The sequence below is a fragment of the Pseudomonas saliphila genome (assembly GCF_008638345.1).
GTDB lineage: Bacteria > Pseudomonadota > Gammaproteobacteria > Pseudomonadales > Pseudomonadaceae > Halopseudomonas > Halopseudomonas saliphila.
This window is the reverse complement of the sequence record NZ_VTVA01000016.1, coordinates 85,250-110,949: the sequence shown is the minus strand read 5'-3', so window position 1 is coordinate 110,949 and position 25,700 is coordinate 85,250. Positions and strand designations below refer to the sequence as shown.

General features: G+C 60.1%; 25 protein-coding genes. 12 read left to right on the top strand and 13 right to left on the bottom strand.

From position 1 onward, the window contains the following. Positions 1 to 83: 83 nt before the first annotated feature. From FHK95_RS16025 to FHK95_RS16010, 4 genes are all read right to left on the bottom strand, one after another. Complete coding sequence (locus tag FHK95_RS16025; RefSeq protein ID WP_150305637.1) at positions 84 to 1,247, bottom strand: isovaleryl-CoA dehydrogenase; 1,164 nt, start codon at positions 1,245 to 1,247, stop codon at positions 84 to 86. A gap of 187 nt (positions 1,248 to 1,434) precedes the next feature. Further along, the gene (locus tag FHK95_RS16020) at positions 1,435 to 2,448 is read right to left on the bottom strand and encodes a zinc-binding alcohol dehydrogenase family protein (protein ID WP_150305636.1); all 1,014 of its coding nucleotides are present in this window, start codon (positions 2,446 to 2,448) and stop codon (positions 1,435 to 1,437) included. A gap of 210 nt (positions 2,449 to 2,658) precedes the next feature. Continuing rightward, a complete protein-coding gene (locus tag FHK95_RS16015; RefSeq protein ID WP_150305635.1) occupies positions 2,659 to 3,717 on the bottom strand; it encodes an aminopeptidase in 1,059 nt (352 codons plus the stop codon). A 2-nt stretch (positions 3,718 to 3,719) separates the two neighbouring features. Then, positions 3,720 to 4,628 (bottom strand): LysR family transcriptional regulator, encoded by a 909-nt coding sequence (locus FHK95_RS16010; RefSeq protein WP_150305634.1) that lies wholly within the window; start codon positions 4,626 to 4,628, stop codon positions 3,720 to 3,722. Between the two features lie 124 nt (positions 4,629 to 4,752). Here FHK95_RS16010 and trpB point away from each other — a divergent pair, with 124 nt between their 5' ends. Beyond that, complete coding sequence (gene trpB, locus FHK95_RS16005) at positions 4,753 to 5,967, top strand: tryptophan synthase subunit beta (protein ID WP_150305633.1); 1,215 nt, start codon at positions 4,753 to 4,755, stop codon at positions 5,965 to 5,967. Next, a complete protein-coding gene (gene trpA / locus FHK95_RS16000; RefSeq protein ID WP_150305632.1) occupies positions 5,964 to 6,776 on the top strand; it encodes a tryptophan synthase subunit alpha in 813 nt (270 codons plus the stop codon). The genes trpB and trpA overlap by 4 nt, the downstream gene beginning before the upstream one ends. 37 nt (positions 6,777 to 6,813) lie before the next feature. Here the strand turns inward: trpA and aroE are convergent, their stop codons facing one another. The 5 genes from aroE to FHK95_RS15975 all read right to left on the bottom strand — a co-directional run bounded on the left by aroE (position 6,814) and on the right by FHK95_RS15975 (position 11,371). Then, positions 6,814 to 7,620, bottom strand: coding sequence for a shikimate dehydrogenase (gene aroE, locus FHK95_RS15995; protein WP_150305631.1), 807 nt, complete (start codon positions 7,618 to 7,620; stop codon positions 6,814 to 6,816). Then, the gene (gene hemF / locus FHK95_RS15990) at positions 7,620 to 8,543 is read right to left on the bottom strand and encodes an oxygen-dependent coproporphyrinogen oxidase (RefSeq protein ID WP_150305646.1); all 924 of its coding nucleotides are present in this window, start codon (positions 8,541 to 8,543) and stop codon (positions 7,620 to 7,622) included. Before hemF ends, aroE begins: the two co-directional genes overlap by 1 nt. Before the next feature lie 18 nt (positions 8,544 to 8,561). Next, positions 8,562 to 9,119, bottom strand: a complete 558-nt coding sequence (locus FHK95_RS15985) for an L-threonylcarbamoyladenylate synthase (protein WP_150305630.1) — start codon at positions 9,117 to 9,119, stop codon at positions 8,562 to 8,564. Positions 9,120 to 9,179: 60 nt separating this feature from the next. After that, on the bottom strand, positions 9,180 to 10,280 hold the full coding sequence (gene dprA / locus FHK95_RS15980; RefSeq protein WP_150305629.1) for a DNA-processing protein DprA: 1,101 nt from the start codon (positions 10,278 to 10,280) through the stop codon (positions 9,180 to 9,182). Positions 10,281 to 10,345: 65 nt separating this feature from the next. Continuing rightward, the gene (locus FHK95_RS15975) at positions 10,346 to 11,371 is read right to left on the bottom strand and encodes a LysM peptidoglycan-binding domain-containing protein (protein ID WP_150305628.1); all 1,026 of its coding nucleotides are present in this window, start codon (positions 11,369 to 11,371) and stop codon (positions 10,346 to 10,348) included. Between the two features lie 148 nt (positions 11,372 to 11,519). On the opposite strand from FHK95_RS15975, the gene def reads away from it, so the two are divergent. The 5 genes from def to FHK95_RS15950 all read left to right on the top strand — a co-directional run bounded on the left by def (position 11,520) and on the right by FHK95_RS15950 (position 17,232). Further along, positions 11,520 to 12,032 (top strand): peptide deformylase, encoded by a 513-nt coding sequence (gene def, locus FHK95_RS15970; protein WP_150305627.1) that lies wholly within the window; start codon positions 11,520 to 11,522, stop codon positions 12,030 to 12,032. A 66-nt stretch (positions 12,033 to 12,098) separates the two neighbouring features. Beyond that, on the top strand, positions 12,099 to 13,052 hold the full coding sequence (gene fmt / locus FHK95_RS15965) for a methionyl-tRNA formyltransferase (protein ID WP_150305626.1): 954 nt from the start codon (positions 12,099 to 12,101) through the stop codon (positions 13,050 to 13,052). Then, positions 13,049 to 14,401 (top strand): 16S rRNA (cytosine(967)-C(5))-methyltransferase RsmB, encoded by a 1,353-nt coding sequence (rsmB, locus tag FHK95_RS15960; RefSeq protein ID WP_150305625.1) that lies wholly within the window; start codon positions 13,049 to 13,051, stop codon positions 14,399 to 14,401. Before fmt ends, rsmB begins: the two co-directional genes overlap by 4 nt. Next, complete coding sequence (gene trkA / locus FHK95_RS15955) at positions 14,398 to 15,771, top strand: Trk system potassium transporter TrkA (RefSeq protein ID WP_150305624.1); 1,374 nt, start codon at positions 14,398 to 14,400, stop codon at positions 15,769 to 15,771. Before rsmB ends, trkA begins: the two co-directional genes overlap by 4 nt. Positions 15,772 to 15,783: 12 nt before the next feature. After that, positions 15,784 to 17,232 (top strand): TrkH family potassium uptake protein, encoded by a 1,449-nt coding sequence (locus tag FHK95_RS15950; RefSeq protein WP_150305623.1) that lies wholly within the window; start codon positions 15,784 to 15,786, stop codon positions 17,230 to 17,232. Positions 17,233 to 17,272: 40 nt separating this feature from the next. Here FHK95_RS15950 and FHK95_RS15945 read toward each other — a convergent pair whose 3' ends face one another. From FHK95_RS15945 to FHK95_RS15935, 3 genes are read right to left on the bottom strand one after another with little or no spacing between them, the layout of a single operon-like run. Beyond that, on the bottom strand, positions 17,273 to 17,542 hold the full coding sequence (locus FHK95_RS15945; RefSeq protein WP_150305622.1) for a PilZ domain-containing protein: 270 nt from the start codon (positions 17,540 to 17,542) through the stop codon (positions 17,273 to 17,275). A 39-nt stretch (positions 17,543 to 17,581) separates the two neighbouring features. Then, positions 17,582 to 18,469: a lysophospholipid acyltransferase gene (locus tag FHK95_RS15940; protein WP_150305621.1), complete on the bottom strand. Its 888-nt coding sequence runs from the start codon at positions 18,467 to 18,469 to the stop codon at positions 17,582 to 17,584. A 49-nt stretch (positions 18,470 to 18,518) separates the two neighbouring features. Beyond that, on the bottom strand, positions 18,519 to 19,100 hold the full coding sequence (locus FHK95_RS15935) for a DNA-3-methyladenine glycosylase I (protein ID WP_150305645.1): 582 nt from the start codon (positions 19,098 to 19,100) through the stop codon (positions 18,519 to 18,521). A gap of 172 nt (positions 19,101 to 19,272) precedes the next feature. Between FHK95_RS15935 and glyQ the strand changes: the two genes are divergently transcribed. The 5 genes from glyQ to FHK95_RS15910 all read left to right on the top strand — a co-directional run bounded on the left by glyQ (position 19,273) and on the right by FHK95_RS15910 (position 25,168). After that, the gene (gene glyQ / locus FHK95_RS15930; RefSeq protein WP_150305620.1) at positions 19,273 to 20,220 is read left to right on the top strand and encodes a glycine--tRNA ligase subunit alpha; all 948 of its coding nucleotides are present in this window, start codon (positions 19,273 to 19,275) and stop codon (positions 20,218 to 20,220) included. After that, positions 20,220 to 22,274, top strand: a complete 2,055-nt coding sequence (glyS, locus tag FHK95_RS15925; RefSeq protein WP_150305619.1) for a glycine--tRNA ligase subunit beta — start codon at positions 20,220 to 20,222, stop codon at positions 22,272 to 22,274. The genes glyQ and glyS overlap by 1 nt, the downstream gene beginning before the upstream one ends. Before the next feature lie 9 nt (positions 22,275 to 22,283). Further along, positions 22,284 to 22,817, top strand: a complete 534-nt coding sequence (gmhB, locus tag FHK95_RS15920; RefSeq protein WP_150305618.1) for a D-glycero-beta-D-manno-heptose 1,7-bisphosphate 7-phosphatase — start codon at positions 22,284 to 22,286, stop codon at positions 22,815 to 22,817. Between the two features lie 2 nt (positions 22,818 to 22,819). Further along, positions 22,820 to 23,554 carry a lysophospholipid acyltransferase family protein gene (locus tag FHK95_RS15915; protein WP_150305617.1) on the top strand — a complete coding sequence of 245 codons (735 nt, stop codon included), beginning with the start codon at positions 22,820 to 22,822 and terminating at the stop codon, positions 23,552 to 23,554. 438 nt (positions 23,555 to 23,992) lie between these two features. Beyond that, entirely contained in the window at positions 23,993 to 25,168 is a 1,176-nt protein-coding gene (locus FHK95_RS15910; RefSeq protein ID WP_150305616.1) for a glycoside hydrolase family 5 protein, read from the top strand. A gap of 286 nt (positions 25,169 to 25,454) precedes the next feature. Here FHK95_RS15910 and FHK95_RS20075 read toward each other — a convergent pair whose 3' ends face one another. Further along, a complete protein-coding gene (locus FHK95_RS20075; protein ID WP_178114825.1) occupies positions 25,455 to 25,631 on the bottom strand; it encodes a hypothetical protein in 177 nt (58 codons plus the stop codon). Between the last annotated feature and the right edge of the window lie 69 nt (positions 25,632 to 25,700).

Sequence of the window (25,700 nt, the reverse complement as noted above, 5' to 3'; positions counted from 1 at the left end):
CAGTCTCGCCTGCGCTACGCCAAGGGTTCAGGTCGCCGCAAAACCCTCTGTTTAGGCGGACCTCTTTAAGCCCCGGAATGCTCTCAGCGCGTCTCATTAAACAGCTCCCGCCCAATCAGCATGCGCCGTATTTCACTGGTGCCCGCGCCGATTTCGTAGAGTTTGGCGTCGCGCAGCAGGCGGCCGGTGGGGTAGTCGTTGATGTACCCGTTGCCACCGAGAATCTGAATGGCATCCAGCGCCATTTGCGTGGCGCGTTCGGCGGTGTACAAAATGACCCCGGCGGCATCCTTGCGCGTGGCTTCGCCGCGGTCACAGGCCTGCGCCACGGCATACAAATAGGCGCGGCTGGCGTTGAGCTGGGTGTACATGTCAGCGACCTTACCCTGAATCAGCTGAAATTCGCCGATGGCCTGACCGAACTGCTGACGCTCGTGAATATAGGGCACCACAGTATCCAGACAGGCCTGCATGATGCCCACTGGTCCGCCGGACAGCACCACGCGCTCGTAGTCCAGACCACTCATCAACACCCGCGCGCCACCGTTGAGTTCGCCGAGCAGATTGTCCTCAGGCACCTCGACATCATCGAAAAACAGCTGACAGGTATTGGAGCCACGCATCCCCAGCTTGTCGAACTTGTCGCCCCGGCTGAAGCCGAGCCAATCGCGCTCGACAATGAACGCGCTGATGCTGCGCGATCCGCCCTCAGGTTCGGTTTTGGCGTAAATCACATAGGTATCGGCATCCGGACCGTTGGTAATCCAGGTTTTGCTGCCGTTGAGCACAAACCGGTCGCCGCGGCGCTCGGCGCGCAGCGACATGCTCATCACATCCGATCCGGCGTTGGGTTCGCTCATCGCCAACGCACCCACGTGCTCGCCGCTGATCAGTTTGGGCAGATAATGCGCCTTCTGTTCGGCGGTGCCGTTGCGGTTGATCTGGTTGACGCAGAGATTGGAGTGCGCGCCATAGGACAGGGCGACTGAAGCAGAGCCGCGGCTGATTTCCTCCATGGCGATAACGTGGGCCAGGTAGCCCAGTCCGGCGCCACCGTATTGCTCGTCAACCGTGATTCCGAGCAGGCCAAGGTCGCCGAAACGGCGCCACATGCCGGCAGGAAACTGATTATCACGATCAATAGCAGTCGCCTGCGGGGCCAACTCTGCCGCGACAAAGGACTGCACCTGGTCGCGCAGCATGTCCAGCGTTTCACCAAGGGCGAAGCCCAGGCTTGGGTAACTCATGATTCCACCTGCCTGTTTTTTATTGTAGGGAGCAATGCCGTTCTGCGGCATCCGGACGTCAAGCACCGTCGGCAAGGCCAACGCCGATTACGATCAGGCGTCAGCCAAACACTAACAGATTAGGTAAAACCGAAGAACGCCGCCAGAGGCCAGTTCGATGGAATCGATCGCGGCGGCGCCGACGCGGCTAGTCAAAGCCCTCGAGCACGATCTTGCCCCGGGATTTATGGCTTTCCAGCAGCCGGTGAGCGCGGATCAGGTTGGCGGCATTGATGACGCCGAAGTGTTCAGCCAGCGTGGTGCGTAATTTGCCCTTGTTCGCCATGGCCGCAATGCGGTCCAGCAGCAGCCCCTGCGCATGCATATCCGATGTCTGATGCAGGCTGCGGGTAAACATGAATTCCCAATGCAGGGAAATACTTTTGGGCTTGAGTTTGCGTATATCCAGCGTCTCGAAATCATCAATCAGCGCGAGCTTGCCCTGCGGCGCCAGACATTCAACGTATTGATCAAAATGTTCGGCGGTGTGGGTCAGCGAGGCCACCATGGTCACCGGGCCGAGCCCCTGAGCGTGCAGTTGCGGCAGAAAAGGCTGGCTATGGTCGATGATGAATTTCGCGCCAAGTTCCTGCACCCACTCGACGCTTTCGGGGCGCGCAGCGGTGGCGATCACTTTCAATCGCGTCAGGCGGCGGGCCAGTTGAATCAGCACGGAACCAACGCCACCGGCGGCGCCGACGATCAAGAGACTCTGTCCGGCGCCGCCACCCTCAGGCACACCGAGACGATCAAACAGCAATTCCCAGGCGGTGATTGCCGTGAGCGGCAGCGCGGCGGCTTCGGCGTCGCTCAAACTTTCCGGGGCATGGCCAACGATGCGCTCGTCGACCAGTTGATATTCGGCATTGCTGCCCGGGCGGTTAACTGCGCCGGCGTAGAACACTCGGTCACCCACCGCGAAGCCACTGATTTCCTCGCCGATGCCTTCGACAATGCCCACGGCGTCCCACCCAAGGACTTCGGCAACATCTGATGCCGGCTCGCGGGTGCTGCGGATTTTGGTGTCGACTGGATTGACTGACACGGCATTGATTCTGACTAAAAGGTCCCGGGGTCCGGGAGAGGGGATCGGCAAATGGATGTCGATGAGCGCGTCTGAACGATTGATGTCGCCAGCCTGATGATATCCAACTGCTTTCATGGGTAGGCCTCGGTTGCGTTATTTTTCTGTAGAGTACCATGCTAGACGCTTCGCAGTGGAGTCGGACAAATATGCAAAGTGTCTCATCGGCCCATTATTGCACTACTGGACCGCTGAAAAGTATCGATTCGACGCACCTGTTTAACGGGACGGGGCGCGGTGCTCCATCGGCTATAAGCACGAAAACGCGGAACAACCGGTCGACTGTTATTAGCGGCCAGCGAGCTGAGCGAGACGTCGGGTTCTGTCCGCTTCCGGCAACTGACCAAGCTGTTCAACAGCCGCATAAAACGCTGACCAATCTTGCCCCACTTGTTGAAAAAGTCGTGCAAACGCTGGCACCCATTGATCATACAGGCCGAATGGCAGCAGAGCGGCATTATTCAGGGAATCTCCGAACCACTGATCGAATCCGGCGAAGCCCTCCCATTGTTCGTCGCGCAGCGCCCGGTAATCAGCCTGCAGGCGTGCAAAACGCTCTGTCTTGGCGGCGCGTTTATCGGCGTCGTTCTGTTCGCTGGCGTAGAGCGCCGCCAGATCTTCGCGGGCCGCCAGGACCAGTTCGGTAAGCTGCTGTTGGCGCCGGTCTAGCGTCATGTCCGGCGGCGGCAAGCCCCGGGACGCGCGCCATTCACGCAGCCCTTGCTCGCCAACAAAGCTGGCGAAGGACTCGTTGAACGCGGTGTCGTCCTTGATATAGAACTGCTGGTGCGCCAACTCATGGAAAATCAGTTTGGCCATGTAGTCATCGTCCCAGTGCATCATCGAGCTGAGTACCGGGTCGTCGTACCAGCCCAGCGTGGAATAGGCCGGCACACCGCCGACGAACACATCCATGCCCTGCTCACTCCAGGCAGAGGCTTCCTGGTGGGCGCTGGCTTCCTCGAAATAGCCCTTGTAGGCGACACACCCGGCTACCAGGTAACAATGCTCCACCGCATCCAGCGAGAACTCCGGCGTGATAAACAGATTCCACACTACATAGGTGCGGGGCAAGGCGGTGTAGCGGGTATAGCTGGGGTTATCCGGCAGGGCGAGCGCGTCACTGGCGAAACGTCGTGCCTGCAGTGCGGCGGTCAACCGGTCCTGCAGATGCGGGTCGGCGGCGGGATCCTCAACAATGGCGTGGATCGGCACGCTGTCACGAATCACCGCGCGCTGGCCTTGCCACGCCTGATGGGCATATTCCACCGTACTGCAGCCGGCGAACAGGCCAGCCAGCGCCAACAATGCAATGCTTCGGATGGATCTGGCGAGGGTCATTCGCATCTTTACTCCGCTGAACCGGGATTGGTCGAGTCGAGATTGCGCTTCAGCCATCCAGCCAACAGCTCTGCCTGGCGTTGCGGTTGTCTCGCGGGCACCCAGAGCGCCAGCTGACTGGTTGTTTCGACAAACCCCCAGGGCGCCAGCAATCTTCCAGCAGCGACATCATCAGCGACCAGAAGTGCTGGCGCGATGGCCACGCCGAGGCCTGCGAGGGCCGCTTCGAGCAGATAATACAGGTGCTCGAAACCTTGTCCGGTGTGCAGCGATGCCGCGTCCAGCCCAGCCGCGCGTGCCCAGTCAGTCCAGGCCTGCGGACGTGACAAGGTATGCAGCAGGGGCTCGGCGGAGAGACCGGCGGCGCTTTGACTCTGCAACACCGCAGCGCGCGTATAACCGGGACTGAATACCGGCCCGATCCGCTCGTTAGTCAGGGGGTACACCCGCATATCCGCCGGCCAGGGTGGCGGCGCGAACAACAGCGTAGCGCTGACGCCGGGGCGGCGCGGATCCAACTCGCCTTCACTGGCGGACAAATGCAAATTGAGCTCCGGCAACTCGGCATTCAGGCGATCGAGACGGGGGATAAACCAGCGCGCCAGCAGACTGCCCGGGCAGGCCAGCAGGAACGGAGCGCCTACCCGCAGCTCGGCTATTTCCGCACAGGTGACGCGCAACAGATCGAAGGCATCACGACTGCCATCGCGCAACCGTCTGCCGGCGGGGGTTAACCGCACGCCGCGACCGGACTTTTCGAACAGATTGACCCCGAGCTCCTGTTCCAGCAACCGTATCTGGCGACTGACAGCACCGTGGGTAACGTTCAGCTGCTCTGCGGCCAGGCTCACGCTTTCCAGGCGAGCGGCCGCTTCGAAGGCTTTCAGTGCATTGAGCGAGGGCAGATCGCGGGTCATGGATATGTCACTTTTTCTCACGTGTTGCAGCTATCTTATCGATTTTTTCCGGTGTTTGCCTGGCTTAGTATCCTTGGCATGCCTTGTCGCAGCCGCGACACCAAAAGATAACGAGGAACCAGTCATGCAGACAGCCACACCGCGTTTCAGTCAGGGCGCCGACGCCCAGGGCCAGTTCGGCACCTTCGGCGGTCGCTTCGTCGCGGAATCCCTCATGCCGCTGATTCTGGAGCTTGAGCAGGCGTTCAATACCGCCATGGCCGAGCCCGGTTTTCTGGCCGAACTGGATCGTTTCCAAGCCGAATTCGTCGGGCGACCCAGCCCGCTGTATTTCGCCGAGCGGCTGACTGCGCTCTATGGCGGAGCAAAGATCTACTTCAAGCGTGAGGAGCTCAATCACACCGGCGCGCACAAGATCAACAATTGCATCGGGCAGATTCTCCTGGCGCGGCGCATGGGCAAGACCCGCATCATCGCCGAGACCGGCGCCGGTATGCATGGCGTGGCCACGGCCACCGTAGCAGCCCGCTTCGGCCTGCAATGCGTGGTGTACATGGGCGCAACCGATATCGAGCGCCAGCGTGACAACGTGGCGCGCATGCGCTTGCTGGGCGCCGAAATTGTCCCCGTTACCTCCGGCACAGGCACCTTGAAAGATGCCATGAACGAGGCGCTACGCGACTGGGTCACCAATATCGACGACACCTTCTATCTGATCGGAACCGTCGCCGGGCCGCATCCCTACCCGACCATGGTCCGTGAATTTCAGGCCGTGATTGGCCGCGAGACGCGCCAGCAAATGCTCGACCGCGAGGGGCGTCTACCAGACAGTCTGGTGGCCTGCATCGGTGGCGGCTCCAACGCCATGGGCTTGTTCCATGCCTTTCTGGACGATGCCACCGTGCGCATGATCGGCGTTGAAGCTGCCGGAGAAGGCCTCAAGAGCGGCAAGCACGCTGCCAGTCTAAAGGGCGGCTTCGCCGGTGTGCTGCATGGCAACCGCACCTATCTGTTGCAGGATGACGACGGCCAGATCACCGATGCCCATTCCATCTCGGCCGGGCTCGACTATCCCGGCATCGGTCCCGAGCATGCCTGGTTGCACGAGCAGGGCCGGGTGGAATACACCGCCATCGATGATAAGCAGGCGCTGGAGGCCTTTCACACCTGCTGTCGTCAGGAAGGCATCATCCCTGCGCTGGAAACCGCGCATGCCCTCGCCGAAGTATCCCGGCTGGCACCGCAATTGCCGGCTGATCACCTGATGGTGGTCTGCCTGTCCGGGCGCGGCGACAAGGATATGCCTACCGTGCTGCGTCTGATGGAGGAACAAGCATGAATGCCCGTATCCAGGCGCGTTTCGCGCAACTGACCGCTGAAAACCGCGCCGCGCTGGTCACTTATATCTGCGCCGGCGACCCTGACTACGACACCAGCCTGAAACTGCTCAAAGGCTTGCCGGGCGCAGGCGCCGACATCATCGAGCTGGGCATGCCGTTCAGTGATCCCATGGCAGATGGCCCTGCCATTCAGGCCGCGGCGCTGCGCGCCCTGCGCGCCGGCCAGACCCAGCGTAAAACCCTGGAAATGGTGCGCCAGTTTCGCCAACACGATAAGACCACACCACTGATCTTGATGGGGTATTACAACCCGATACACCGCTACGGTGCAGCCGATTACATGCGTGATGCCAGCGAGGCGGGCGTTGATGGGTTACTGGTCGTCGATCTGCCCGCCGAGCACGACGCCGAGCTGGGACCACTGGCGCGGCAATACGGCATCGACATGATCCGCATGGCAACCCCCACCACCGATGCCCAGCGCTTACCCAAGGTTCTTGCCCAGGCCAGCGGCTTTCTCTACTACGTTTCGCTTAACGGCGTGACTGGGGTAGGCCAGGCGGATGGGGCGCGGGTACGCGATGCAATCGGCGCCATCAGGCAGCAGTCTGCGCTACCGGTATGCGTGGGATTCGGCGTGCGTACTCCGCAACAGGCCGCCAGCTTCGCCCGCGACGCCGAGGGGGTAGTTGTGGGCTCGGCACTGGTGGACTGTATCGAACGCGCGGAGACAGGAGAAAAAGCCCTCGAGGCGGTACTGGAGCTGACCGGGCAACTGGCTGCAGCGGTGCTATCGGCGCGGCAGTGATGCTGCGCAGCTGAGCGCAGCAGTTCTCAGCGGTTTCCTAGCGCAGGGCCGTCAGCACCGGAGCGGTATCTGGGCGTACTCCCCGCCAGAGCAGGAAGGCTTCGGCTGCCTGCTCGACCAGCATCCCCAGCCCGTCAATACAACGCGCGGCGCCCTGTTCGCTGGCCCAGCGATTGAATGCAGTCGGTTCCTTGCTATACATCATGTCGTAGCACCAGGTATGTCCCGGGCGAATCAGATCCGGAGACATCGCCGGCACTTCGCCGTGCAGGCTGGCCGAGGTGGCATTGATGATCAGGTCCACCGGCTCTTCGATCCAGTCGAATCCCGCGGCGCTGATCGGCCCCATATCAGCGAAGATGGCCGCTAGATGCTCGGCTTTTTCCACAGTGCGATTGACGACACAGAGCTGTTCCGGGGCAGCCTCGAGTAACGGCTGCAGCACCCCGCGGGACGCTCCACCCGCGCCGACCAATAATATCTTCAGGCCCGCCAGCGAGAGTCCGGCATTGTGCTGAATATCGCGCACCAGACCCTTGCCATCGGTGTTGTCCCCCAACAGCTGGCCATCGGGCAGACGCAGGATGGTGTTCACCGCCCCGGCACGCTCGGCAGCGGCGGTGCGCTGATCGACAATCGCCCAGGCCTGCTCTTTGAAGGGCACGGTGATGTTCACGCCCTGACCTGTCGCCAGAAACTCGCGCAGGGTGCCAGTGAAATCATCCAGGGGTGCCAGCAGCGTCTCGTAGGACAGCTGTTGCCCGGTTTGCTCAGCAAACATCCGGTGAATCAGCGGAGACTTGCTGTGCTCGATCGGGTTGCCGATCACGGCGTAATGGTCCATCAGGAGTGCTCCTTCAGCCAATCGCGGGCGAGCAGGAAGTCTTCGACAAGGCGCGCCTCGGGGCTGCCCGGTTCCGACTGCCAGTTATAGCCCCAGCGTACCGTGGGCGGCAGCGACATGAGAATGGATTCGGTACGCCCGCCGGTCTGCAGCCCGAACAGGGTGCCGCGGTCGTACACCAGGTTGAATTCGACGTAGCGACCACGGCGGTATTCCTGAAACACCTTTTGTTCGGCAGTGTAGGTCTGCAACCTGCGCCGTTCGACGATAGGCAGATACGCTTCGAGATAGGCATCGCCAATGGCGCGCATGAATTCGAAGCTGCGCTCGAAACCCCACTGGTTTACATCGTCGAAGAACAGGCCGCCGATTCCCCGCGCTTCCTGCCGATGCTTCAGGTAGAAATACTCGTCACACCAGGCCTTGAAGCGAGGGTAGACATCCTCGCCGAAGGGCGCGCAGGCATCCCGGGCGACGCGATGCCAATGCACGCAATCTTCTTCATGTGCGTAGTAGGGCGTCAGATCAAAACCGCCGCCAAACCACCAGACCGGATCCGCATCCGCCTTCTCTGCAATGAAGAAGCGCACATTAGCGTGGGAAGTCGGTATGTGCGGGTTCTCCGGATGCATGACCAGCGATACCCCCATCGCCTGAAAATGCCGGCCGGCCAGCTCCGGACGGTGCGCTGTCGCCGACGGCGGCATGCCCGCGCCGAAGACGTGGGAGAAGCCCACGCCGCCTTTCTCCAGCAGACCGCCATTCTCGATGATCCGCGAGCGTCCGCCACCGCCGCCCGGGCGTTGCCATTCATCTTCGGCGAAGTGCGCCTGACCGTCGATCTGTTCCAGGGCTGCGCAGATGCGATCCTGCAGCCCGGTCAGATAGGACTTTACGGCGGCAACATCGGCGGGTTGGGGGATCTCTTTCACAGCGGACTCTCAGGCAGGGCGAATGATGGCTTCGGTTCTCAGGTCCCTGATGATACTCGGATTGCGCTGGCCTCCCAACGGGCCGACCACGACGTCATCCAGTGCGCCATGGAAATACTGCTCTATTCGCAGCCGCGAGCGGGCCGGCGGTCGGCCTGCCGGATTGGCAGAAGTGGACACCAAGGGGCCGGCCACCGCGCACAACTGCCGTACGGTCGGATGATTCGTCACCCGCAGCGCGACCGTATCATGATCCCCGGTTATCCACGGCGGCAGTCGACCCCCATGCGGCACCAGCCAGGTATTGGCGCCCGGCCACGAGAGCCGTAACTTGGCCAACTGTCCGTCGGGCAGATCCCATAGCAGGAAGTCGAACTGTTCAATGGCGCCGGCGATCAGGATAAGACCCTTTTCCACCGGGCGCTGCTTAAGGTTAAGCAGACGCTCTACGGCATCGCCCTTCCAGGGATTACAGCCCAAGCCCCACACTGCTTCAGTCGGATAGGCTATGACACCGCCCGCGTGTAGAACTCTGTCCACCTGCCTGATTCGCCAGTTCGCCAACATGCCATGCCTCGTCTCGATTACCAGTAACGACAGTATCCGAGCCAGACGGGCGGCTCAAGATCAACGGCGCGAATAACCGTGCGGCGTCTGCTGCACGATGCCTTCCAGCTCAAGCTCGAGCAGGTCCTGCAATACCCGCTGCACTGGCACACCGCTGTGTTGACTGAGCCAGTCGGCACTGACCGGATCATGACTCAGCCATTTAGCGAGGGGATGCTCAGTCCTGCTTGCGGCGGCAGGTTCGGCAAGGGCTGCGGTAAGTGGGACATGCAATACGTTGAGCACATCCTGCACGGTCTCCACCAGCGTAGCGCCTTCACGGAGCAGGCGGTGACAGCCGCGCGCCTGGGCATTGTGGATCGAGCCGGGCATGGCGAAGACCTCGCGGTTCTGCTCCAGTGCCAGACGGGCGGTGATCAACGAACCGCTGTTGAGGCTGGCCTCGACCACCAGCGTGCCCAGACTCAGGCCGCTGATGATGCGGTTGCGCTTGGGAAACTGGCTCGCATGCGGCCCCATCGCCGGCGCCAATTCCGAAACCAGTGCACCGCCATTGGCCAGAATGTCCTCGGCCAGCCGGCGGTGGCGCTTGGGATAACAATTTTCCAGCCCGGTGCCCCAGACGGCGATGGTCTGTCCGGCAACATCAAGCGCGCCCTGATGACAGGCGCCATCAATCCCCAGGGCCATACCACTGGTGACCACCAGACCACTTTCGGTAAAGCTGCGCGCAAAGGCTCTGGCTGTCGCGGCGCCATGTGGCCCGGGATGTCGGGTACCGACCATGGCCAGCTGCGGATCTATCAACAGTGAAATATTGCCGCGCACGAAGAGCACCGGCGGCGGGTCGGCAATCTCGCGCAATAATGGCGGATAGTCCGGTGACTCAAGGCACAGCAGATGACAATCGGGCGCGTCGAGCCAGGCCAACGCGGCATGGATGCGGTCACATAACGCCGGATCGCCTTGTTGCAGTGTCTGGATGCTCGCCTGCAACCGGGGGCTCACGCCCACGCGCTGCAAGGTCATGAAATCGGCAGCAAGGGCTTCGGCAGGAGAAGGAAAATATTCGAGCAGACGCTGCAGGGAGCGCGGCCCGAGACCATCGAGCATGGACAGGGCGAGCCAGGCCTGCCGCGGGTCGGACAGCTGAAGTGCCATGGATCATCCTTGATAAAGAAGCGGCGCCGATTGGCGCCGCTAGGTACTGGATTACTGCCTGGCGTTTAGGGATTACGGACCTTGTCCATGATCGCCAACTGACGACTGGCGTTGAGGACGATTCCGTAGCTCATCCGATCGTAGACGCGGAACACCATCATCAAACCGCCACGCTCATCGGGCAATTGCACCTGCTGATTCTCGATGCGGTCACGCACCACTTCGCCGGTCTTGTAGATCGCCAGCACGTTACCTTCCTTCAGGCCATCCTGGGCGCCCTTGTTCAGCAGCACCACATCATACTGACCGATCTGGGTCACGCCGTTCGGCACGTCGAGAATCAGCCCGTTGACTTCCTGATCCGGGTCGCTGGGGAAGAACGTGGACGCCACTGCGCGCTCCTCGGTCTCCATCATACGGTCACCGATCCGCACTTCCTGACGGCTGCGGGTGATATTGAGCGTGGTGATATCGCGCTCGGTGTCCAGGACCTGACCGTTGCCGATTTCCTGCACATGGATGCCGAGGAATTCGCCGCTATCGGGATCAGTATAGGAACGACCACGTCGGTAGATGCCGTAGGCAACCACGTTCTCGTCGGTTTCACCGCGGGCATACACCCGGTTGCCAGCACCGGCGACAACGCTCTCGGCTTCGCCGCCGATCATGTAGGGCGCGCGTTCCAGTGCTGCGTCATCGTTGAGAATCCGGCCAGCATCGAGGAACGCGTTGATCGCCTCGAGCGGAATGGTCGGGATGGCCTCGGCAACCGGACGTGAACGGATGGTCGGCGACAGCTTGATGGTGCCACCCTGCCCACGATTGACTGTCAGCCGTGGCTGGCCATCAACGTAGATCAGCGAAATGATATCGCCAGGGTAGATCAGATGAGGATTGTCGATTTGCGGGTTGGCATGCCAGATTTCTGGCCATTTCCATGGCAAACTGAGGAATCTTCCTGATATGTCCCACAACGTATCGCCCTTCACAACCTGATACCGTTCCGGGTGATCTTCCTTGAATACCGACTCCTGCGCTTGAGCTAAAAAGCTCGAAGCCACCAACAGGAGGCCGAGTAATGTTTTCCTCATGACACGAATCCCTTTATTATGTAGGTCAGCACCTGAGGTCTGAGTACATACTCCTGCGCTACGAGGAGCCAGACCCGCTTTATTTCCTAGCTGCGATCATCTTAGCAGCACAACTTATATCTGATCCACAAGTGCATCACAAACCGATATGGCTATATTAAATATTCTTGAATTTCCTGATCCGCGACTGCGTACTGTCGCCAAACCGGTGGTCGAAGTTGACGATACGGTGCGCCAGCTAGTCAGCGATATGTTCGAAACCATGTACGCAGCGCCGGGCATTGGCCTGGCGGCGACTCAGGTCAACGTGCATCAGCGCATAGTGGTCATTGATGTGTCCGAGAATCTGGACGAACCGCTGGTGTTCATCAATCCCGAGTTCGAGCCGCTGACCGAAGACCTCGAAGAGATGCAGGAGGGCTGTTTGTCCGTCCCCGGCTTCTATGAAACGGTCACACGCCCGGAGCGCGTGCGGGTCAAGGCGCTTGATCAGGACGGCCAGCCGATTGATCAGATCTGTGAAGGCCTGCTGGCGGTCTGCATTCAGCATGAGTGCGACCATCTGAACGGCAAGTTGTTCGTCGACTACCTTTCCAACCTCAAGCGTGACCGTATCCGCAAGAAGCTGGAAAAGCAGCATAAACTGCAGGCCAACGGCTAAGCCTGGCCGCACCCTGGTAGACAGTCACAAGGCTTGCTTCGGCAAGCCTTTTCTTTACGGATCCCCATGAAAGCGTCAGACCTTCGCATCATCTTCGCCGGCACGCCCGAGTTCGCCGCGGCCCATCTTCAAGCCTTGATCGACCAGGGTCTGAATATCGTGGCGGTGTATTCCCAGCCCGACCGACCTGCGGGCCGTGGCCACAAGCTGGCTCAGAGTGCGGTGAAAAAACTAGCGCTAGAGCACGGGCTGCCGGTTTACCAACCGCAGACCCTGCGCAACGCCGACAGCCAGACTGAGATGGCTGCACTGCAGCCGGATGTATTAGTAGTGGTTGCCTATGGGCTGATTCTGCCGCAGGCGGTGCTGGATATTCCGCGACTGGGCTGCATCAACAGCCATGCTTCGCTGCTGCCACGCTGGCGTGGCGCAGCGCCGATCCAGCGTGCAATAGAGGCAGGTGATAGCGAGTCAGGCGTGACCGTCATGCAGATGGAAGCAGGGCTGGACACCGGCCCGATGCTGCTCAAGGCGGTTACGCCGATCAGCCCTGAGGATACCGGCGGCAGTCTGCATGACCGGCTTGCCCAGATGGGCCCGCCGGCGGTAATTGCCGCGATAGAACAATTGGCCAGCGGTGGGGCCAAGCCAGAAATCCAGAACGACAGCCTGGCCACCTACGCACACAAATTGGGCAAGAGCGACGCCCGGATTGACTGGAACCGACCAGCTGTCGAACTTGAGCGCATGATCCGCGCCTTCAATCCCTGGCCACTGGCCCATGCACGCTGGAATGATCAGCCGCTCAAGGTGTGGGCTGCACGGCCGGAAGCGGGGAAGGGTTCGCCTGGGGAAGTGCTTGCAGTGGACAAGGCCGGCCTGCTGATCGCTTGCGGCGATGGCGCGCTGCGTCTGACCCGGGTGCAACTGCCCGGTGGCAAACCCCTGGCGTTCGCCGATCTGTATAACGCACGACGCGACCAGTTCACCCCGGGGCTGACATTGGAAAACGGTCAGTGAGTCCCCGCCTGGCGGCGGCCAACGCGCTGACGCTGGTCATGGCTGGCAAGGCGTCCCTCGGGACCAGCCTGCCGGGCCAACTGAACCAGGTGGTTCCGCGTGATCACGCGCTGACCCAGGAATTGGCCTTCGGCACCGCACGCTGGTTCTTTCGGCTCGACGCGCTGGCCAACCGCCTGCTGGACAAGCCACTCAAGCCGGCCGACCGCGACCTGCAGGCGCTATTGCTGGTGGGTCTCTATCAATTGTTCTATACCCGCATTCCCGCCCACGCCGCGATCGACGAAACCGTCAGCGCCGCCAAGACGTTAAAGAAACCCTGGGCCAAGGGCATGCTCAACGCCGTATTGCGCCGCGCGCAGCGTGAAGCCGATGAGCTGTTTACCGAGATGGCGCGCGATCCGGTGGTGCGCCTGGCGCATCCTCGCTGGCTGCAAAAGCAGCTCAAGGCGGACTGGCCGCAGCAGTGGGAAGCCATCTGCGAGGCGAACAACGCGCACCCTCCGATGACGCTGCGCATCAACCAGCGCCGGACCGAACGCGATGCCTATCTAAACCAACTTGAACAAGCCGGCCTCGCCGCAGAGGCCTGTGTCTACAGCCCAGTGGGCATCCGGCTGCTGCAGCCCTGCGACGTGCAGCTGCTGCCAGGGTTTGCCGACGGACAGGTCAGCGTGCAGGACGAGGCAGCGCAACTGGCCGCGCCACTGCTGGAAGTCCGGCCCGGCGATCGGGTGCTGGATGCCTGCTGCGCGCCAGGCGGCAAGACCTGCCAGATCCTCGAGCAACAACCGGCATTGACTGAACTGGTGGCGCTGGATCTTGAGCCCGCGCGCCTGCTGCGGGTACAGGAAAACCTCGATCGACTGGGCCTCTCCGCCACGCTCACCGCGGCCGATGCACGCGACATCGATGCCTGGTGGGATGGGCGTCCGTTCAACCGTATCCTGCTCGACGCGCCCTGTTCCGCCACGGGCGTGATCCGTCGTCATCCGGATATCAAGCTGGCCAGACAACCGGCCGACATTACTGAACTGGCGACGCTTCAAGCGAGTTTGCTCGATGCACTGTGGGACACACTGGAGGTCGGCGGCATTCTGGTTTATGCCACCTGCTCGGTATTGCCTGAAGAGAATACCCGGGTGGTGGAGGCGTTCCTGCAGCGCGAACCGGGCGCTCGCGAAGTGTCGATCGGCGCAACCTACGGTGAACCGCAGCCCTGCGGCCGGCAACTGTTGCCACAAGATAACGGTCATGATGGCTTTTATCTGGCCAAATTGGTCAAAATAGCCGCTACTACCCACTGCGACAGGTTGTCTGTCGAAGATAAGGAGCCGTCTGCGTCATGAAGATCATCATTCTGGGTGCCGGTCAGGTGGGTAGCAGTCTGGCATCCGAACTGGCCAGCGAAGCTAACGACATCACAGTGATCGACACCGACGCGGTCCGTTTGCGCGATCTGAGTGATCGACTGGACATCCGCACTGTGGTCGGCCGCGGCTCATTTCCCACCGTACTGCGCCACGCCGGGGCCGACGACGCCGACATGCTGATCGCCGTCACCAGCAGCGACGAAACCAACATGATCGCCTGTCAGGTGGCCTACACCCTGTTCCGTACACCGACCAAGATCGCGCGCATACGTGAATCGGCGTACCTGGCCCGTGGCGGCCTGTTTCACAACGATGCGATACCTATCGATGTATTGATCAGTCCCGAACAGGCGGTGACTACTTATATCAAACGCCTGATCGAGAATCCCGGCGCCTTGCAGGTGCTGGACTTCGCGGAAGGCAAGGTTCAGCTGGTGGCCGTTCGGGCCTATTACGGCGGACCGCTGGTGGGTCAGGAGCTGCGCTTCCTGCGTCAGCATATGCCTGGCGTGGAAACGCGGGTCGCTGCGATTTTCCGCAAGGATCGCCCGATCATCCCCAAGGGCGATACCGTGATTGAAGCTGACGATGAAGTGTTCTTTGTGGCCGCCACACCCGATATACGCGCCGTCATGAGTGAGCTCAGACGCCTGGACAGCACCAACAAGCGTGTGCTGATTGCCGGCGGCGGCAATATCGGCGAACGTCTGGCCGAAGCCATGGAGACGCGATATCAGGTCAAGATCATTGAAAAGAACAAGAGCCGCGCGGATTACCTGGCACAGAACCTCGACCGCGCCGTGGTGTTACACGGCAGTGCCTCGGACAAGGAGCTGCTGATTGAAGAAAACATCGAGGAAGTCGATATCTTCTGTGCGGTCACCAATGACGACGAAGCCAACATCATGTCATCCATGCTGGCCAAGCGGATGGGCGCGCGCAAGGTCATGGCGCTGATCAATAATCCGGCCTACGTCGATCTGGTGCAGGGCGGCGAGATCGATATCGCCATCTCGCCATCACAGGCCACTATCGGCACCTTGTTGGCGCACGTGCGACGGGGCGATATCGTCAACGTCCATTCCTTGCGACGCGGCGCCGCCGAGGCGATCGAGGCTGTGGCACACGGCGACTCGCGGTCGTCCAAGGTCGTCGGTCGGGCCATCGGTGAAATCGATCTGCCGCCGGGTACGACCATTGGCGCCATCGTTCGCAGCGATCAGGTGCTGATTGCGCGCGACGCCACCGTTATCGAGTCCGAGGACCACGTGATCATGTTCGTGATCGACAAGAAACACATCCGTGATGTCGAGCGCCTGTTCCAGGTCGGGCTGACATTTCTCTAAGGTACCGTCTGCATGCAGTATCCACAGATCCAGCGCATCATCGGTATTCTGCTGATGTTGTTTTCCACCACCATGCTCCCCTCGGCCGGGGTGGGCTGGTTCTATGGAGAGCATGCCCGTGAAGCCTTCGTCACCGGCTTTCTGATTACCTTTGCGGTGGGCGTGCTGGCGTGGCTGCCGGTTCGCGGTAGACGCAACGAACTGCGCACCCGCGATGGTTATCTGATTACCGTCCTGTTCTGGCTGGTACTTGGGCTGTTCGGCGCGGTGCCGCTCTACCTGCTGGACATGCCGGATCTGACCGTAGCCGATGCGGTGTTCGAATCCTTCTCGGGGCTGACCACCACCGGGGCGACGGTCATTACCGGGCTCGACACGCTACCCCGGGCTCTGTTGTTCTACCGCCAGCAACTGCAGTGGTTCGGCGGCATGGGGATCATTGTGCTGGCGGTGGCCATCCTGCCTCTGCTGGGTGTGGGGGGCATGCAGCTCTACCGCGCCGAGATGCCCGGCCCGCTGAAAGAGAACAAGCTGACGCCGCGGATTGCCGAGACGGCCAAGGTGCTCTGGCTGATCTATACTGGGCTGACGGTGGCCTGTGCGCTGGCCTACTGGCTGGCGGGGATGGAGCTATTCGACGCCATCGGTCACAGCTTCTCGACTGTGGCCATTGGTGGGTTCTCGACCCATGACCTGAGCATCGGCTACTACGACAGCCCCGTTATCGAGCTGATCTGCATGATCTTTCTGATCATCTCGGGAATCAACTTTGCCCTGCATTTTCTGGCCTGGCGTTTCCGTTCACTGAAGAGCTATTGGCAGGACCCTGAGTGCCGATCCTATCTATTGATACTCGCCGCACTCTTCGTCGTCTGCTGCGCCATGCTGATCCATGTAGAGTACTTCGATACCTGGACATCCATCCGCTACGCTGCATTCCAGACCATTTCGATCGCCACAACAGCCGGCTTCAGTGTCACCGATTTTTCGGTGTGGCCGACTGTGCTGCCGTTCCTGCTGCTCTACGCCAGCTTCATCGGTGCCTGCGCAGGCTCCACTGGCGGCGGCATGAAGGTCATCCGCGTCATCCTGCTATACAAGCAAGGCACGCGTGAAACCAAACGCCTGCTGCACCCGCACGGGGTATTTCCGGTCAAGCTCGGTAACAAGCCGGTGCCGGATCGGGTGGTTGAGGCGGTATGGGGATTCTGTGCGGTGTACGTGTTCGCCTTTGCCGTGATGTTCCTGATCCTGCTCGGCACTGGCCTGGACTTCGTCACGGCATTCTCGGCGCTAGCGGCCTGTATCAACAATCTCGGGCCGGGCCTGGGGGATGTGTCCGCGCACTATGGGAACCTGTCCGCCACGGTGAAATGGATACTCAGCTTCGCCATGTTGCTGGGACGGCTTGAGGTCTTCACGCTGATCATATTGCTGACACCCATGTTCTGGCGGCGCTAGCCACGCCGGGCTCAACGCTGCCCGATCAGGCACCAGCCACTTACTCCTCGTCGAGGAACGCCAGTCCCGCGCCTTCGCCTGCGATGACCCGCTGAACCATCATACGCAGCACCGGCGCCTCGATCGGCATGTCCTGCACCTGCCCCTGGACCTCAGAGCCGGGGGCGAGTGACGCCAGATCAGCGTTTTCCACGAATACCCCACCGTCGGACAGATCGCGGGTCTGCCCGTACACATCGCCCAGGTCGGGATGGCTGATCTTGATCCGGCATTTCATCATGGTGCGTGGATGCTGACGCTGATTGGCCATGTTCAGGCTCCTGTTATTGTGTTTTTGTCCCAGTCGCACTCAGTACCAGCGCTTCTCGCCGGCAGGCCGCTTCTTGAAACGTTTCATGCTCCACATGTACTGACTTGGCCACCGACGGACGTAGCCTTCGATCACCGCACTCATGGCGGCTACTGCTTCGGTCTCGTCCTCACTGTAAAGCGCCTCGGGCGCCTCTTCCAGAATGATTCGGAATCCACTGTGGTCTGGCAGTCGTATGCAATGCAGGAACAGCGCCCGTGCCTTGCCGCCCCTGACCAGCCCCGGAACAAACTTCCCGGTCAGCGCCTGCACTGCAAAGAAGGGTACGAACACGCCACTCTTCAGTGCCGGCTCCGGATCCGCCGGAATGCCCACTGCGCCGCCCTTGCGCACTTCACGGATGACGCTGGTGATACCTTCGCGGGTCGACGCTGCGACCTGGTTACCGAGCTGCGTGCGCTGAAGCTTGAGCAGATCATCCACAGCTTTCTGCTTGGGTGGCCGATAGAAGATAAGCGGCGAGCATTGCGAGCAGTAGTAGTGGTTGAGTACTTCCCAGTTGCCCAGATGGCTGGTGATACAGACCACACCATCGCCCGATGCCAACGCCGCCTGCAGCAGGTGCTCGCCCTCGACTTCCTTGACGTAACTCAGCGTCTTGGCCGGTTTCCACATCCAGGCACAGGCACTTTCCGCGACGCTGCGACCGGTGTTGATCAGCGTCTCACCGACCAGCGCTTCGCGTTCCTCGGCGCTCAACTCGGGCATGCAATGGGCCAGGTTGGTGCGCACCACTTCCCGGGAGCGATTGGGCAGCTTCCAGGTGAGCCAGCCCATGCCCGCACCCAGACGCTGCGCCCAGCGGAACGGCAGCATGGAAAACAGTCGGAGAAAGCCGACAATCAAAGCGCCCTTGAGCCGTTCCACAGGTAACCCCACACAGTCTGGAAAAAAGTATTGTAATGGCAGCGGCGCGTCAGGGCGAGACACCGCCAGATGATCGCGTAAGCGCGGGGTAGCGAAAGCAGTCTTTTGTGTGGTCCATGACCATGCCGGTAGCCTGCATGAAGGCATAACAAATAGTCGGCCCGACAAAGGAAAAGCCGTTTTTTTTCAGTGCCTTGCTCATTGCCTCCGCTTCGAGGGTAATGGCCGGTACCTCAGCGATGCTGGTGAAGTGATTGATGCGCGGCGCGCCGCCGACAAATTGCCACAGCCACTGCGCCGGGTCGGTCTGCTCCCTGAGTGCCAGCCATGCCCGTGCGTTTTGCCTGGCTGCGCGGACCTTCAACCGATTGCGGATAATCCCCGGATCCGCCATCAGCTGCAGAAGATCGTCATCCGTTTGATTGGCCATGAACTCGAGATCGAAACCGCGGTAAACCTGACGGTAACGCTCGCGTTTCTTGAGGATGGTGATCCAGGACAAGCCCGCCTGCAGGCCGTCCAATACCAGCTTCTCGAACAGCCGATTAGCATCAAACTCGGGGACACCCCATTCAGTGTCATGGTAGGCCTGATAAATTGGATCGTCAGAACACCACTGGCAACGGATGATGGGCGTTACGGATGTGATCATGGGCGCTTCGCTGTCTCAGTTGTCGAGCTGCAAGTGTACCCCAGCAGCGGTTGAGCTTTGAGTCGTCGACCAGGCCTTGGTCTCCGCCTGTATGTCACCCCTGTCTGAATGTATACTTCCGCCTTTCTTTACAGCCTAACCGGGTGAAAACGTGACTCAGACCAATCCAGCCGTCCATACCTTTCAAGGACTTATCCTTGCCCTGCAGAGTTTCTGGGCAGAGAAGGGTTGCGTGATTCTGCAGCCCTACGATATGGAAATGGGCGCCGGGACCTTCCATACAGCGACTTTTTTGCGTGCGATCGGCCCGGAGACCTGGAATGCAGCCTACGTTCAGCCCAGCCGCCGCCCAACTGATGGCCGCTACGGCGACAACCCCAACCGGCTGCAGCATTACTACCAGTTCCAGGTGGTGCTCAAGCCGAATCCCGATGATATCCAGGAACTGTATCTGGAGTCGCTGAAGCACATCGGCGTGGATCCACTGGTGCATGACATCCGCTTCGTTGAAGACAACTGGGAATCGCCAACCCTGGGCGCCTGGGGTCTGGGTTGGGAAGTCTGGCTCAACGGTATGGAAGTCACCCAGTTCACCTACTTCCAGCAGGTAGGCGGTATCGAGTGTTATCCGGTGACCGGCGAGATTACCTACGGCCTTGAACGGCTGGCAATGTATCTGCAGGGCGTCGACTCGGTCTACGATCTGGTGTACTCCGATGGCCCCTTGGGCCGAGTGACCTACGGCGATGTGTTCCACCAGAACGAAGTGGAACAATCGACCTACAACTTCGAGCACGCCAACGTCGACAAGATGTTCGAGCTGTTCGACTTCTATGAAGGCGAAGCCAACCGCCTGATTGCCGCGGAACTGTCGCTGCCGGCCTACGAAATGGTCATCAAGGCGTCGCATACTTTCAACCTGCTGGATGCACGCCGCGCCATCTCCGTTACCGAGCGTCAGCGCTACATTCTGCGGGTGCGCGGACTGTCCCGCGCCATCGCCCAGAGTTATCTGCAGGCCCGGGCGAAACTCGGCTTTCCCATGGCCACCCCCGCATTGCGTGATGAAGTACTGGCCAAACTGAAGGAGGCCGAATAATGCTGCCGCTCGATTTTCTGGTAGAACTGGGTACTGAAGAATTGCCGCCCAAGGCGCTCAAACGCCTTGCCGAAGCCTTTCAGCAAGGCGTCGAGAAGGGCTTGAAGGACGCCGGGCTGAGCTATGATTCAGCGCGCTACTTCGCCGCTCCGCGTCGACTGGCTGTATTCATCGGGCAACTGGCTACCCAGCAGCCTGACCGCATCAGCCAAATGGATGGCCCGCCCGTGCAGGCGGCCTTTGATGCCGAGGGCAATCCGACCAAGGCCGCTCAGGGCTTCGCCCGCAAATGTGGAGTCGAGGTCTCGGAGCTGGACCACAGCGGCCCGAAACTGCGCTATGTGGAAACCATTCCCGGACAACCCGCGCACGATCTGCTGCCCGATATCGTCGATACGGCGCTGGCGGCGTTGCCGATTCCCAAACGCATGCGCTGGTCTGACCGCAAGACCGAGTTCGTCCGCCCGACCAAGTGGTTGGTGATGATCCAGGGCGACTCGATGATCCCCGGCGAGATCCTCGCTCAACAGGCTGGACGGACCTCACGCGGCCACCGTTTCCATCATCCCGATGAAGTGCGCATCACCACGCCGGCCAGCTACGCCGACGATCTGCGTGGGGCGAACGTGATTGCCGATTTCAACGAGCGCCGCGAGATGATTCGCCATCGCGTTGAACAGCTTGCCGCCGAACAGCAGGGGACGGCGATCATCCCCGATGACCTGCTGGATGAAGTCACCGCCCTGGTCGAATGGCCTGTGCCGCTGGTGTGCAGCTTTGAGGAACGTTTCCTCGAGGTCCCCCAGGAAGCGCTCATCTCGACCATGCAGGACAACCAGAAATACTTCTGTCTTCTGGATGCCAACGGCCGTTTGCTGCCACGTTTTATCACGGTTGCGAACATCGAAAGCCATGATCCAGCGCAGATTATTTCCGGCAACGAGAAAGTCGTGCGTCCGCGGCTGACCGATGCCGAGTTCTTCTTCAAGCAGGACCAGAAGCAGCCGCTGGAAAGTCACAACACACGCCTGGCCAATGTGGTGTTCCAGGCTCAGCTTGGCAGTGTGTACGACAAGGCTGTGCGCGTCTCTAACCTGGCTGCATTCATCGCCACTCGAATCGGCGGCGACCCAGAGCAGGCGGCCCGCGCCGGCCTGCTGAGCAAATGTGATCTGTCGACCGAAATGGTCGGCGAATTCCCCGAACTGCAGGGTATCGCCGGCTACTATTACGCCCGGCATGACGGGGAAGCGGAAGATGTCGCGCTGGCGCTGAATGAGCAATATATGCCGCGCGGCGCGGGTGGCGAGCTGCCGACAACGCTGACCGGCTCGGCGGTCGCACTGGCAGACAAGCTCGATACCCTGGTCGGTATTTTCGGCATCGGCATGCTGCCCACCGGCAGCAAGGATCCCTACGCACTGCGCCGTGCTGCGCTTGGCGTGTTGCGTATTCTGATCGAGAAGAAGCTGGAGCTGGACCTGCATACCGCGCTGGAAACAGCTGTTGCCCAGTACGGCGAATCAGTGACGGCCGAAGGGCTAGTCAATCAGGTGCAGGACTTCATCTTCGACCGCCTGCGTGCGCGCTACGAAGATGAGGGCATCGACGTTGCGGTGTACCAGTCAGTACGCGCCGTCACCCCCACCTCGCCACTGGATTTCGATCAACGTATACAGGCCGTGCAAGCCTTCCGCCGGCTGCCGGAAGCCGAAGCGCTGGCCGCGGCCAACAAGCGCGTCGCCAACATTCTGTCCAAGGCCGACATCGCCATCGAGACCACCGTCGATTCAGCCTTGCTCAACGAACCGGCCGAGGTGGAACTGGCCAGGGCAGTCCAGGACGCCGAGCGGGCAGCCGAACCACTGGCACGCAATCGCCAGTACACCGGCAGCCTGGAATCACTCGCGACGCTGCGTGAGCCAGTCGATGCGTTCTTCGATCAGGTACTGGTGAATGCCGAGGATCCTGCGATCAAGGCCAACCGTTATGCCTTGCTGGCCCGGCTGCGTGGCTTGTTCCTGGGGGTAGCGGACATTTCGCTGCTGGGTTGATCAAGGTTTATGAAACTGATAATTCTGGACCGCGATGGCGTCATCAACCGGGACTCCGACGATTTCGTCAAAACGCTGGATGAATGGATTCCGTTACCTGGCTCGATCGACGCCATAGCGGCGCTGAGCCGCGCCGGCTGGACTGTTGCGGTCGCCACCAACCAGTCCGGAGTGGCGCGGGGGTATTTCACCCGGGCCACACTGGAGGCCATGCACCAACATCTGCAGGAGCTGGTGGCTGAGCAGGGCGGTCGGATTGATTTGATTGTGCATTGTCCGCACGGGCCCAATGACGGCTGCGACTGCCGCAAACCCCTGACAGGCCTGTTTGAACGTATCGCTGCGCATTTCAACATTCCCCTGGACGGCGTTCCGACAGTCGGGGACAGCCTGCGGGACTTACAGGCAGGCGCAGCGGTGGGCTGCCGTCCCATTCTGGTCCGCACCGGAAAGGGCACCGCTACCGAGAAAAAATCGCTGCCGCCTGGCACCCTCGTATTTGACGATCTGGCCGCCGTGGCCGCTCACTTGCTGGAAGCCTGAACATGTCCTTTTTGATGCCCCTGCGCGTCACGCTCTTTTATCTGTTGCTGTCTGCCAGCGCCGGAATATGGGGATTGCTGATGCTCATCGTAGCGCCTTTTTTGTCCCCACACTGGCGCTATACCCTGATCGTTGGCTGGTGGAGCCGCATGGCGATCTGGCTGACCCGGCACCTGGTCGGGATCCGCTATGAGGTCATTGGTCGCGAGAATATTCCCGATCAGGTAGGGGTGGTGCTGGCTAATCATCAAAGCACCTGGGAGACCTTCTTCCTGCAACAGGTGTTTCATCCGCAGACGCAACTGATCAAGAAAGAGCTGTTATATGTTCCTTTCTTCGGCTGGGCCTTTGCGTTGGCCAAGCCCATCGCCATTGACCGCAGCAAGGGTCGCGATTCGCTCAAGCAACTTGCAAAAGTCGGCGGCGAGCGGCTGGCGGAGGGATTCTGGATTCTGGTCTTTCCTGAAGGTACCCGTGTGCTGCCTGGTACTACCATCAAGTTTTCCCGCGGCGGCACTGCACTGGCCTGCAGCAACAACGTACCTGTAGTACCGGTAGCGCACAATGCCGGTGAATTCTGGCCCAAGGTTGGCTGGGGCAAGCGCCCTGGGACGATCACGGTCAAGATAGGCCCTGCAATGTATCCCACCGGCAGCGACCCGCGGTCTATCGTCGAGCTGCACAAGCGCGCCGAGCAATGGGTCAATGAAGCCCTGACTGACATGCGCACACGCTAGTGTCGACTTAAGCTCGACACGCACTACCCAGCACGCAATATTCTTCAGCCCGGCAGTGAACACAACGCCGGGCCGAGACCTCTTTATTGAGCCTGCCTCAGCCTCCCGTTTGAACCCAACACGTCGGAAAAAGCCGACAAGACCAAACATCGAGAAACAAGGCATTAGGCCATGAAGCACGGGGGTTTGCGGCTGACCATCAGGCATATAAAGTGCCGGTTACAGGGTCATCCGAGGGCCTGAATTGGCGGTCTTTGCCGCTGCGTTTTGCGACACCAGTCACCCTTCCTGACCCCCAGCCAAACCTTGGTCACACTCTGGCATCGCCTCGGCCACAAATCGCCATCTGCCTCTTACTATCTTCTGCCCCGATCCCAATCGAACAAGAAGGTTTTACCCATGAGGACAGACAACCTCCATCCCCTGCAAAGATGGCTGATGCCTGTCGCGCTTGGTCTGATTGTAGTTTCCAGCCAAGGTTGTCGTAGCGGCAGTGACGATAGCGAACCCGAATTTGACGATCCCGGCGTCGAACAAATCGAACAACAACCGGAGCCGACGCCAGACGCGACTATCGGCGATGACAGCACCGAGGCCAAGCAATCAGTCAGCGCCAAGACTGTTCAAAAGGAGCGCGCTGGGGACATTGATACCGGTGGGCCGATTGCTCTGATCGGTCTCAACGTCGCGGGGGCCGAGTTCACCAGCAGCGAACTACCTGGCAAGGAGGGCACGCATTATTTCTTCCCACCGGATGCCTACTTCGATCGTTGGGCGGCAAAAGGTATCACCTCAGTGCGTTTTCCGATCAAGTGGGAACGCCTGCAGCCAACGCTCAACGGCAAATTGGACGAAGTTTATGCCGGTCACATCGACGACATGCTCGATCAGGCCGAGCAAAATTACATTGATATCTTGCTCGATGTGCACAATTACGCCCGCTATCGCGGTAACGTGATCGGCACCGAAAAAGTACCGGTAGCGGCCTTCAGAGACCTGCTGTCGCGTATCGCCAAGCGGTGGAGCGATCATCCCGCGCTATATGCTTACGACATCATGAACGAGCCCTACGGCGCCGACGATAAATGGCCGGCGGCGGCCCAGGCGGGTATTGACGGGGTACGCAAACACGACAGGCTGAAGCCTATCTTCATCGAAGGCACCTCCTGGTCGAGCGCTGCCCGTTGGCCGAAGTATGCTGATGCGCTACTGGAACTGGACGACCCGACGAATAACCTGGTTTTCTCAGCGCACGTGTATCTGGATCCGGATGCCAGCGGCAGCTACAAACAAAGCTATGACAAGTTCGACCCCATGGTCGGCGTTAACCGGGTGAAACCGTTCGTCAACTGGCTCAAGGAAAACTATAAGCGCGGACATATTGGCGAGTTTGGCGTGCCGAATGATGCCCAGTATCTGAAGGCCATGGATAACATGCTCGGCTACCTGCAGGAAAATTGCATCCCGGTGAGCTATTGGGCGGCGGGTCCATCCTGGGGCACGTACAAGCTCTCGGTAGAACCCGGCAAGGACGGGAAGGACAAGGCGCAATGGGAGGTGCTGAAGAAATATGTCGATACCGGTAACTGCACAGAGTACGGGCCACTTCCCTAGGCATGTTTTGTCCACTTGATCAGGCCAGCTCTTGCTGGCCTTTTTTGTGAGCATAACGGCTTAGCGACTCTGGCATAGGGTTGGACATGGATGTTCGCGGTGGGGAGACCATTAGTCTTATAGACCGTTTCAGAGCCTTGCAATCAGACAAGTGGTACTACGTCACATTAATTCGGCACTAGAATGTTATTTATGAGCCATCGGGGCGGCTCATACCATAACAATCCAGCAGAACAAAAAAATGGTAGCAAGATTCTGGCCGTTCGGTCTTTTCCCCAAAAACCGATCAGATATCGAGAAGTGACCAGCCATATCCCGGCTCCACATCCAGCCGTTCGAGATGAATGGGATATTTGTTAAGCGCCTGAATAGGGAAGTAATGCTCATGATACAAGTCGATAATCACATCGCTCAGCTTCAGCTCCGTATCGAAAAAGCCCGGTGGTTTGTTGAAATGGGTCAACAGGCACTCGACCGAAGTCCCGATGACTGTGAGTTATTGATTTCACACGAGAATATGCTCGCGCATCTG